The organism is Yersinia sp. LJYL362 (assembly GCF_048323875.1).
Genome location: NZ_JBLWEX010000129.1, coordinates 1 through 11,237 on the forward strand (window position 1 = coordinate 1; position 11,237 = coordinate 11,237).

Sequence of the window (11,237 nt, forward strand, 5' to 3'; positions counted from 1 at the left end):
TAACGATCGGACAACCATCTCGGCTCCTGACAACATCTCCATGGGTTTTGCCTCCAGGCTTAGTTTGCTCATTGGATAACGGGAAATCATTTCCACGAAATCCGGTAGGAAAGGCACAACGCCCTGTATTCCTATCTTTGTTTGTTATAGTTCTAATGTTTATTAACATAACTAACTTATTAACATAACGTCAGAATTTCTGGCAGGCAAACAGCAATTATCTGTGTTAAAGGCAATTGTGTTGGTCACAAACTGGATTTTTCTTCATCAGAAAAATAAAACACTGCCTGAGCTCCCACAAACTTGTTTTTCGCGCCGACTTACTCATTAATCAAAGAACTAAATCAGGCTGAGAATTTTTGCACATCAGGTGCAGCAAAATAGTCACTGCGCGCAAAGAGAGAGGAGAAGAGAGACGTGTGGTCAGAAAGTCAGCAACGGCCGCTATCATCAGACAGATATCGGCCGTTACAGTGAAAATGATGCTGGATCAGTCGCGGTACATGGAGTCAATTTCATTCTGATAACGCTGAAGAATGATTTTACGCCGTAATTTCATGGTCGGAGTCAATTCACCGGTCTCCATCGTGAAGGCCTGCGGCAACAGAGTAAAACGCTTAACTTGTTCAAACTTTGCCAACTCTTTTTGCATATCTTTCAGCCGTTGCTCAAACAAACTGACAATATGGCTATGGCGCAACAGTTCTAATCTGTCATGGTATTTCAGATTTATCGAATGAGCATATTCTTCCAGTGATTCGAAACACGGAACAATCAGCGCCGAAACAAATTTGCGGGTATCGGCAATAATAGCAATCTGCTCGATAAATCGATCCTGACCCAAGGTGCCTTCAATCATCTGCGGCGCAATATATTTTCCACCGGAGGTTTTCATCAAATCTTTCAGCCGTTCAGTGATGAATAAATTCCCCTGAGGATCTAATGCGCCGGCATCACCTGTTTTGAGCCATCCATCTTCCGTAAAAGACTCCGTCGTCTCTTGGGGTTTATTGAAATAGCCGCGCATCACAATCGGACCGCGCACCTGAATTTCATTTTCAGCGCCCAGACGCACCTCGATCCCCGGTAATGGCTTACCGATAGAGCCAAAATGGAAATCTTTTTCTTCCCAACAAGAAACGGTGGCGCAGGTCTCTGTCATGCCATAGCCGTATTTGATATTGATACCAATTGCCTGGAAAAACAGAATGATATTATCATCCAGTCGAGCACCTGCGGCCGGTAAAAAGCGAACTTTCCCACCCAGAACACCGCGCAATTTACTCAAGACTAAACGATCTGCCAGCTTATACATCTGCTCAGAGAACCACGATGAGGTTTGCCCACTTTGCAAATTTTGGAATTTGCGCTCGCCACATCCTACCGCCCAGCGGAATAACATCCGGCGATGCCATTTCGCCAGAGCAACTTTGTCATTAATGGCACTAAACACTTTCTCGTAGAAACGGGGAACCGCACACATGACGGTCGGTTTTACTGCCTGCATCGCTGCGCGTACCCAATTAGTGTCACTGATATACACATTTTGCGCGCCAGTATGCATGACATAAAAACTCCAGGCCCGCTCAAACACATGAGACAGCGGCAAGAAACTAAGAGAAGTATCGTCAGATGTCAGAGTCAAACGTTGGTCATGTAAGTAGAGCTGAGCCGCCATATTTCGGTACTCCAGCATCACACCTTTCGGTTCCCCGGTGGTACCTGAGGTATAGATCAAGGTGAATAAGTCACTTAAATCGCAACCGTCTATACGCGCGGTTAATAGATGCTGTTGTACGGCATCTGGTTGTTGTTCAAAATCAGCCAAATGTTGAGCATATTCGCAACCACGTAAATCAACACCAGGATCTAATACAACAATATGGCTAAGCTGCGGACACAGCGGCTTGAGTGTGATCGCAACGTCAAATTGTGCTTGTCCACCGACAAACAAAATACGCACATCAGCATCATTCACTACATAAGCCGCTTGAGCCGTTGTATTGGTGGCATACAACGGCACACTCACGCCACGAATCTGTAAAATAGCTAAATCCGCCAATGACCATGCCATGCTGTTATTAGCAAAAATCCCAATACGCTCTTGGATGGCAGCGCCCAAGGACAACAAAGCCGCAGAGATCCGCGTTACGTGCGCATCAATCTGCCGCCAGGTCAGCTGATTTTCGCCTTCTGGCGACCATTCACGAAAGGCGACTTTGTCGGTTCTCTGGCTTATTTGTTGGCGCAAACGGCGCACAAGGTGGTATTGATCTAATATTTGGGTCATAAACGTCGCAGCTCGCTGGGAAATCATTCGTTAAAGTGTACCGCCACTTTTTGCCTGTTAGCTTTCAGCTTACATGCGTTCACTTTTTTTCGCGCAGTCTACTCACTCTATAGGCTATGGCAAATAAAATTCGGCACAGAAGTGTGAGCTGAAATCGATTTTGACGAAAAATACAGCAGTCAGAGTCATGGAGAGGGAATTAAAGCGGATAAAAGTATTTGGCTGGATTAGATCATAATTAAACACCAGAAATAATGATGTTAAAGGTAACTGCGGCCCTTGCCTGCCACTGAGAATAAGACAACTTCAGCAGCAGGACTTAACGATAATAATTAAGAAGGAATACTAAGCTGGCTGAGTAGTTCTTTCATCCACTGATGTCCTTTATCTCTATCCGTTGATTCATGCCAGGTGAGGTAACATGGGCGACATGTTTCTTCCCAAGGTAAGGAAATCAGTTTCAGATTAAGCGCTTCACTGTATTTTTGAACCAACCAGCGAGGAGCAATGGCGACAAAACTAGTTTGAGATACAATATTCAGCACACTGTTCATATCAGTACTTTCATAAGCAATAGTTTTAGTGCTAATAGCTGATTCATAATAAAGTTGGCTGAAAGAACCCACTTTATCCAATGAGACAATCGCATGTAATTCAGAAAGGAGTTGTTCTTGCGTAATTGAATTATCAATACGTGGGTGATTTTTAGATACAGCTAAAACTAATTCATCATTGGATAATGAGACATGGTGAAAATCTGAACGTTCGAATTTGGTATAACCTATCACAAACTCTGTTTCTTGATAACGTAATTGATGCTCAATATTCTCATTAAGGTAAGATCTAACAATGAGCTGAACATTAGGTGCTAATTGATTAACTCGTTGTATAATTGGCGCTATCAACCTGATATCCAGAGGGCTACAAATAGATAGATTAAATACTCTCCCACTGTTTTTAGCTTCAAACCCCGCACCTGGCAACTCATTTTGTACTAATTGCAATGCTTGCCTAACAGGGCCAAAAAGCTGTCGCGCTCTGGCCGTTGGCTGAATACCTCGACCATAACGCACGAACAATTCATCATTAAACATCACTTTAAGACGAGCAACAGCGTTACTTACCGCAGGCTGGGACATTCCCAGTGACTGTGCTGCGCGCGTGACATTATGCATTTGCATCACAGCATCGAAAACAGTTAATAGATTAAGGTCAACACTGCGTAAATGAACATCGTTACCTTCCTTTTTAGTGACTTGACTGTCGATTACTAAGTTGTGTTCAAACATGCTTAACTCCACTAAGCTTTATGCAGATGGCATGATTAATAAATAACCTCATAGATATTTGTCTCTCTTTCAAAATATCTTTGAACACTTATCATTAATGATACCAATATTCTCTTTAATACCTCAACGAGGTAGAATCGAGTCTCATCCTTGTATAAGTGCGAAAACATAAATCACACCTAATGCATTTGGTGATCAGTAAATATCCATAGGCATACATATAAACAATGAACATATGCAAAATATTTTGCATGGTGAATAAAACTAATCTACATTATCAATAACAAGACAACATCTTGTCAGCATTAAAATATAACCTTGACATGATCACATCACAAAATGAGAACATTAACAACTATGGCATTAATGAATAATAAATTCTCCACTTATAACTTATTAATCCTTAATTGATCTTAAAAAAACAATAATAGCGAGGAGTTTTGACATTGATCTAGTTATAATTAATATAAATAGTCATAAAATATAAGAAACATGAACCAATCCAGGTGATAAGATAAAATATAATATATATAAACCTCTTATCTATATAAATAAAAAATAAGATCCACTACTGTGGGATTATTTGATTATTAACCTATTACGTTTAACTCTTCTCAGCACCCCTATTCCCTAACGCGGTTTTTAACAGGCCATAAGCTGAGAGTAAATAGTCCATCCGTTCATAAAATCGTAAAGAGAACAATAATCCATAATCTTAACGTTATACCAAACAAAGTAAAAAAAATATCTTGGATTTTTAGATGATAAAACTTAAAAGTTTAATTTTTAGGTTTTATATGTCGTTATAAGGAATTTAGAGTCCGTGTAACCAGTTGAACACGCCATTTTAAACAAATGTTGACACAACCATAGAATTCACGTATCAATTTATGCAACGCAATATTTTAACTAATGAGAAACTGAAAAATTATGTTCTACTCAACCCGTCTACTAAGCCTACTACTTAACGCATCTCCCTTGCGCGGTATGTTGGTGGACGGAAATCAGAACTGATTCAGTCATCAAGATTAACAAGCCCGCGCAAATGCGCGGGTTTTTTTTTACCCGCTAAGCGCAAAAGTAAACACGACAAGGAATAACCCATGAGCCAACAAGTCATTATTTTCGATACAACCTTGCGCGACGGTGAACAAGCATTGCAAGCCAGCCTGAGTGTAAAAGAGAAGCTGCAAATCGCGTTAGCACTGGAAAGGATGGGTGTTGATGTCATGGAAGTCGGTTTCCCGGTTTCCTCACCTGGCGATTTTGAATCCGTGCGCACCATCGCGCAGCAAGTGAAAAATAGCCGGGTTTGTGCTTTGGCCCGCTGTGTAGATAAAGATATAGATGTTGCCGCAGAAGCTTTGCGTATTGCCGAGGCATTCCGTATCCACGTGTTTTTGGCGACCTCTACCTTACATATAGAATCCAAATTAAAGCGCTCGTTTGATGATGTGTTGGCGATGGCGGTACATTCAGTGAAACGCGCCCGCAACTATACCGATGACGTAGAATTCTCTTGCGAAGACGCAGGCCGTACCCCAATTGACAACTTGTGCCGTATCGTAGAAGCCGCAATCAATGCCGGTGCTACTACCATCAATATTCCTGATACCGTCGGCTACACCACACCATATCAATTCGGCGGCATCATCACTGACTTGTATCAGCGTGTACCGAATATTGATAAAGCCATTATCTCGGTCCATTGCCATGACGATTTGGGTATGTCGGTTGCTAACTCCATTACCGCAGTGCAAGCCGGGGCACGCCAGGTAGAAGGAACTATTAATGGTTTGGGTGAGCGCGCAGGTAACTGTTCACTGGAAGAAGTGATCATGGCCATTAAAGTGCGCGAAAACATGTTGGGCGTACATACCAATATTAATCATCAAGAAATTTACCGTACTAGCCAATTGGTCAGTAAATTATGCAATATGCCAATACCTGCAAACAAAGCTATTGTCGGTAGCAATGCATTCGCTCACTCCTCCGGTATTCATCAGGATGGCGTGCTGAAAAATCGCGAAAACTACGAAATCATGACCCCACAATCCATCGGTTTGAAAGAAGTGCAGTTAAACCTGACTTCCCGCTCTGGTCGTGCCGCAGTGAAGCACCGGATGGAAGAAATGGGTTATCAGGACAAAGATTACAATTTGGATTCCTTGTATGACGCGTTCCTGAAGCTGGCGGATAAGAAAGGCCAAGTTTTTGATTACGATTTGGAAGCTCTGGCATTCATCAATAAGCAGCAGGAAGAGCCAGAGCATTACCGTTTGGACTATTTCAGTGTGCAGTCTGGTTCGAGTGTGATGGCGACCGCATCAGTGAAATTGGTATGTGGTGAAGAAATCAAATCAGAAGCCGCCACCGGTAATGGCCCGGTTGACGCGGTGTATCAAGCCATCAACCGCATTACCGACTACCCCATTGAACTGGTGAAATATCAACTGTCTGCCAATGGTCAGGGTAAAGACGCATTAGGTCAGGTTGATATCGTGGTTGACCATAAAGGTCGCCGCTTCCACGGTGTGGGGCTGGCCACAGATATTGTCGAGTCATCTGCTAAGGCGTTGGTTCACGTATTAAATAACATCTGGCGCGCTCATCAGGTAGAAATCGAGAAGCAGCGTCTGCAACAAAATAATCAGGAAATGGTGTGAACATGACTAAGACTTATCATATTGCCGTTTTGCCCGGAGACGGTATTGGCCCTGAAGTAATGGCTCAGGCAAATAAAGTATTGGATGCCGTGCGCCAGCGTTTCAGCATCAAGATTTCAACCAGCGCTTATGATGTCGGCGGCGCAGCTATCGACCGTCATGGCAGCCCGTTACCGCCAGCAACAGTGAGTGGATGCGAACAAGCTGATGCCATCTTATTCGGCTCAGTGGGCGGCCCTAAATGGGAACATTTACCACCGGCGGAGCAACCTGAGCGCGGAGCACTGTTACCATTACGCAAACACTTTAAATTATTCAGTAACTTGCGCCCTGCGCGTTTGTATCAAGGATTAGAAGATTTCTGCCCATTGCGCAGTGATATCGCGGCGAAAGGTTTCGATATTCTGTGTGTGCGTGAATTAACCGGCGGGATCTATTTCGGCCAACCCAAAGGTCGTGAAGGCCAGGGGCCGCACGAACGTGCATTTGATACCGAAGTCTACCATCGCTTTGAAATTGAACGTATTGCCCGCATTGCTTTTGAGTCCGCTCGCAAACGTGGCGGCAAAGTTACTTCTATTGATAAAGCCAATGTGTTGCAGAGTTCCATTCTGTGGCGTGAAGTCGTTACCACTATTGCGGCGGACTATCCAGATGTTGCGTTGTCCCATATGTATATTGATAACGCCACCATGCAGTTAATTAAGGATCCATCCCAGTTTGACGTCTTGCTGTGTTCTAACTTGTTTGGCGACATTTTGTCAGATGAATGCGCCATGATTACCGGCTCTATGGGCATGTTGCCCTCGGCCAGTCTGAACGAACAAGGCTTTGGCTTATACGAACCCGCGGGCGGTTCTGCACCGGATATCGCGGGCAAAAACATTGCCAACCCCATCGCGCAAATTCTCTCTTTAGCCCTATTGTTGCGCTTTAGTTTAGGTAAAGACGATGCGGCGGCGGCTATCGAAAACGCCATCAATCAGGCATTGGAACAAGGTTATCGCACTGCTGATTTAGCCGGTGATGGCAAAGCAATCGGCACCAACGAAATGGGCGATATCATTGCTAAGTTCGTGGCTGAGGGGGTTTAATATGAGCAAAACGTTATATCAAAACAAGACCTTATATCAAAAATTGTATGATGCACATATCGTTTACGAAGCGCCGAATGAAACCCCGCTGTTGTATATCGATCGCCACTTAGTGCATGAAGTCACATCGCCGCAGGCCTTTGATGGCTTGCGCGCCATGGGTCGCCCGGTGCGTCAACCGGGTAAAACCTTTGCCACCATGGATCACAACGTTTCGACACAAACCAAAGATATCAATGCCAGTGGTGAAATGGCCCGCATTCAGATGCAGGAGTTGATCAAGAACTGTGCTGAATTCGGCGTGTCTTTGTATGACTTGAATCACCCATTCCAAGGCATTGTCCATGTTATTGGCCCAGAGCAAGGAATGACATTGCCGGGAATGACGATTGTTTGTGGTGACTCCCATACCGCGACCCACGGTGCGTTTGGCTCATTAGCATTTGGTATCGGTACCTCAGAAGTTGAACATGTGTTGGCCACTCAGACGCTGAAACAAGGTCGGGCCAAAACCATGAAAATCGAAGTCAATGGTGAGGTGGGCCCAGGCATTACCGCCAAAGATATCGTGTTAGCAATTATCGGCAAAACCGGCAGCGCCGGTGGTACTGGTCATGTAGTGGAATTCTGTGGCAGCGCGATTGAAGCGCTGAGCATGGAAGGCCGCATGACATTGTGCAATATGGCAATTGAAATGGGCGCCAAAGCCGGTTTAGTCGCACCGGACGACACCACTTTTAACTATCTGAAAGGCCGTCAATTCGCCCCGACGGGTAAGCAATGGGAACAAGGCGTGGCCTACTGGCGCACCTTGAAATCTGATGCTGACGCTAAATTTGATACTGTGGTGACCTTAGATGCCGCTGATATCGCGCCACAAGTGACCTGGGGTACCAATCCGGGTCAGGTGATTGCGGTTAATCAAATTATTCCGGCACCCGAGTCCTTTAGTGATCCTGTTGAGCGCGCTTCAGCCGAAAAAGCCTTGGCTTATATGGATTTACGCCCCGGAATCAAATTGACCGAAGTCGCGATTGATAAAGTCTTTATCGGTTCTTGCACTAACTCGCGTATTGAAGATTTACGTGCCGCAGCTGCAGTGGCGCAAGGGCGTAAAGTGGCCAGCGGTGTACAGGCGATTGTGGTGCCCGGCTCCGGCCCGGTGAAAGCACAAGCCGAAGCGGAAGGTTTGGATAAAATCTTTATCGAAGCCGGTTTTGAGTGGCGTTTACCCGGCTGCTCCATGTGTTTGGCGATGAATAACGACCGTCTGGAACCCGGCGAGCGCTGTGCATCCACCAGCAACCGTAACTTTGAAGGGCGTCAGGGCCGTGGGGGGCGCACCCATTTGGTTAGCCCGGCAATGGCAGCCGCCGCTGCGGTCAGTGGTCACTTTGCTGACGTCCGCGACTTATCTGCTGCCACCCACTAATCGGAGATACCACCATGACAAAATTTACTCAACATACTGATTTTGCTCAACATACTGGTTTTGCTCAACATAGGGGCCTGGTCGCTCCGTTGGATGCGGCGAATGTCGATACCGACGCGATTATCCCGAAACAGTTTCTGCAAAAAGTAACGCGCACTGGTTTTGGTCAGCACCTGTTTAACGACTGGCGTTTTCTGGACGATGCTGGCAAAGTCCCTAACTCGGAATTTGTACTGAATCAACCTCGCTATCAGGGTGCGACCATTTTATTAACGCGCGAAAATTTCGGCTGCGGTTCATCACGTGAACATGCACCTTGGGCACTGACAGATTTCGGTTTTAAAGTGGTTATTGCTCCGAGCTTTGCTGATATTTTTTACGGCAATTCATTTAATAACCAATTATTACCGATAACATTAAGTGAAGGTGATATTGATACTTTATTCCAGCTGGTTAAAGAGAATGAAGGTATCGAGTTTATTGTCGATTTAGAACACCAAACGGTGAATGCCGGAGGGAAAAGTTATTCTTTTGAAATTGATAGTTTCCGTCGTCATTGCATGATTAACGGTTTAGACAGCATTGGCCTGACATTGCAGCACGAAAACAATATTTCAGCATACGAAAAACAACAGCCAGAATTCCTGCGTTAATTATTTTTAGTTCATTTTGTGAGTATATTGTTGGTGTCAGGAAGCTCCTGACCCAACAATTAAAAACCGATAAAAATCCTAATCAGAAAAATCATTCCCCATTCACTTCCCATTGACTGTAAAACCCAAACCTCATATCAATCATACTGTTATATAACAGCACTGTAACCTATTAGATTACATAAATATTAGTGCTTCTAATATAGTTTTAATTGATTGTAATTTGTGCTGAATATCACTTTTTATTTTTTAAACAACGCTATGCTGTTACTCACTATCCACACCTAGAGGGCGCCTTATGACACGCATTGCATTGCGTTACCAAGCACGCATCTCCGGCGACAGCCGAGCCTGGTTTAATATTGATTACCGCCTTGCCAACGATTTCCCGCGTTAATTCCCCCATTGCTTATTCAGCTTAGGCTGAAAAAACTCATTTCTTTATTTTGTTGCCGTCATAGGTAATACGGATCGCTATTTTTAATTTTAGCCAATCCTATTAGCCACGGTATATCTATATCCAAAAAAAATGATATTTGGAGTAATAAGCCATGAAACGCATCCCTGAGCCCTTCCGCATTAAAATGGTCGAAAATATTCGGATGACCAATCGGGAAGATCGTGAGAAAGCACTGATTGAAGCGGGCTATAATCCATTCTTATTACCAAGTGAAGATGTATATATTGATTTACTGACTGACTCCGGCACCGGGGCAATGAGTGACCGTCAGTGGGCTGGCTTAATGATGGGTGATGAGGCCTACGCCGGTTCACGTAACTATTATCACCTGTGTGATCAGGTTAAAAAACTGATTGGCTACCCATTTACTATCCCAACACATCAGGGCCGTGGCGCTGAACAAATCCTGTTCCCTTGCCTGATTGCGAAAAAACAAAAAGCCGGTGGCGCCAAGAACCCGGTATTTATTTCCAACTTCCATTTTGATACCACCGCCGCTCACGTTGAGATGAATGGCGCTAAAGCTATCAACGTCGTCACCCCGAAAGCCTTTGATACTGTGGCTTATTATGACTGGAAAGGTGACTTCGATTTAGACCAATTGAAAGCAACAATTGCCGAATATGGCGCTGACAACGTGGTGTCAATTATTACCACCGTCACTTGTAACAGCTCCGGTGGGCAGCCAATTTCAATGAGCAATATGCGCGAAGTGTATCGAATTGCTCAACAGCATAATATTCCGGTGGTCATCGACTCCGCCCGCTTCTGTGAAAATGCTTGGTTTATCAAACAACGCGAGCCAGGTTATAGCGACAAGTCGATCAAAGAGATCATTCTGGAAATGTATCAATACGGCGACATGCTCACCATGTCAGCCAAAAAAGACCCGATGGTGAATATTGGCGGTTTGTGCTGCTTCCGCACCGATGAAGACCTATTCAACGACGTTCGTATCCGTTGCGTGCCGATGGAAGGTTTTGTCACTTACGGTGGGTTGGCCGGCCGCGACATGGAAGCGCTGGCTATTGGGCTGGAGGAAGGGATGAATGAAGACTTCCTGACATACCGTATTGGGCAGGTAGAGTATCTTGGCGAGCGGCTGCGTGCTGGCGGTATTCCGATTCAATATCCTACCGGCGGTCATGCGGTGTTTGTCGATGCCAAAATCCTGCTGCCTCATATTCCAGCCGAACAATTCCCGGCACAGGCCCTGAATAATGCGCTGTATCTGGAAGCAGGTATTCGCAGTGTGGAAATTGGATCATTGCTGCTAGGCCGTGATCCACAAACCGGTAAACAAAAACCATCGCCATTGGAACTGCTGCGCCTGACCATCCCGCGCCGAGTCTA

At 44.9% G+C, this 11,237-nt stretch carries 8 protein-coding genes; 6 read left to right on the forward strand and 2 right to left on the reverse strand.

Annotation, left to right across the window (positions count from 1 at the left end):
• Nucleotides 1-490 precede the first annotated feature (490 nt).
• Nucleotides 491-2,290, reverse strand: coding sequence for an AMP-dependent synthetase/ligase (locus ACNSO8_RS05830; protein WP_418394092.1), 1,800 nt, complete (start codon nt 2,288-2,290; stop codon nt 491-493).
• A gap of 332 nt (nt 2,291-2,622) precedes the next feature.
• On the reverse strand, nt 2,623-3,579 hold the full coding sequence (gene leuO, locus ACNSO8_RS05835; RefSeq protein WP_411919097.1) for a transcriptional regulator LeuO: 957 nt from the start codon (nt 3,577-3,579) through the stop codon (nt 2,623-2,625).
• A 1,103-nt stretch (nt 3,580-4,682) separates the two neighbouring features.
• Between leuO and leuA the strand changes: the two genes are divergently transcribed.
• From leuA to ACNSO8_RS05865, 6 genes are all read left to right on the forward strand, one after another.
• Nucleotides 4,683-6,245 carry a 2-isopropylmalate synthase gene (gene leuA, locus ACNSO8_RS05840; RefSeq protein ID WP_005167047.1) on the forward strand — a complete coding sequence of 521 codons (1,563 nt, stop codon included), beginning with the start codon at nt 4,683-4,685 and terminating at the stop codon, nt 6,243-6,245.
• Between the two features lie 2 nt (nt 6,246-6,247).
• The gene (gene leuB / locus ACNSO8_RS05845; RefSeq protein WP_418394093.1) at nt 6,248-7,339 is read left to right on the forward strand and encodes a 3-isopropylmalate dehydrogenase; all 1,092 of its coding nucleotides are present in this window, start codon (nt 6,248-6,250) and stop codon (nt 7,337-7,339) included.
• 1 nt (nt 7,340) lies between these two features.
• Complete coding sequence (gene leuC, locus ACNSO8_RS05850; protein WP_046051602.1) at nt 7,341-8,771, forward strand: 3-isopropylmalate dehydratase large subunit; 1,431 nt, start codon at nt 7,341-7,343, stop codon at nt 8,769-8,771.
• 14 nt (nt 8,772-8,785) lie between these two features.
• Complete coding sequence (leuD, locus tag ACNSO8_RS05855; protein ID WP_418394094.1) at nt 8,786-9,424, forward strand: 3-isopropylmalate dehydratase small subunit; 639 nt, start codon at nt 8,786-8,788, stop codon at nt 9,422-9,424.
• Between the two features lie 298 nt (nt 9,425-9,722).
• Entirely contained in the window at nt 9,723-9,821 is a 99-nt protein-coding gene (gene tnaC, locus ACNSO8_RS05860; protein WP_005156906.1) for a tryptophanase leader peptide, read from the forward strand.
• A gap of 154 nt (nt 9,822-9,975) precedes the next feature.
• On the forward strand, nt 9,976-11,237 hold a 1,262-nt coding region (locus tag ACNSO8_RS05865; RefSeq protein WP_418394095.1), incomplete at its 3' end, for a tryptophanase.

Excerpts from the sequence above, each read along its gene's own strand:
- ACNSO8_RS05830 (WP_418394092.1), bottom strand. The coding sequence starts at position 2,290 with ATGACCCAAATATTAGATCAATACCACCTTGTGCGCCGTTTGCGCCAA.
- leuB (WP_418394093.1), top strand. The coding sequence starts at position 6,248 with ATGACTAAGACTTATCATATTGCCGTTTTGCCCGGAGACGGTATTGGC.
- leuO (WP_411919097.1), bottom strand. The coding sequence starts at position 3,579 with ATGTTTGAACACAACTTAGTAATCGACAGTCAAGTCACTAAAAAGGAA.
- leuA (WP_005167047.1), top strand. The coding sequence starts at position 4,683 with ATGAGCCAACAAGTCATTATTTTCGATACAACCTTGCGCGACGGTGAA.
- tnaC (WP_005156906.1), top strand. The coding sequence starts at position 9,723 with ATGACACGCATTGCATTGCGTTACCAAGCACGCATCTCCGGCGACAGC.
- leuC (WP_046051602.1), top strand. The coding sequence starts at position 7,341 with ATGAGCAAAACGTTATATCAAAACAAGACCTTATATCAAAAATTGTAT.
- leuD (WP_418394094.1), top strand. The coding sequence starts at position 8,786 with ATGACAAAATTTACTCAACATACTGATTTTGCTCAACATACTGGTTTT.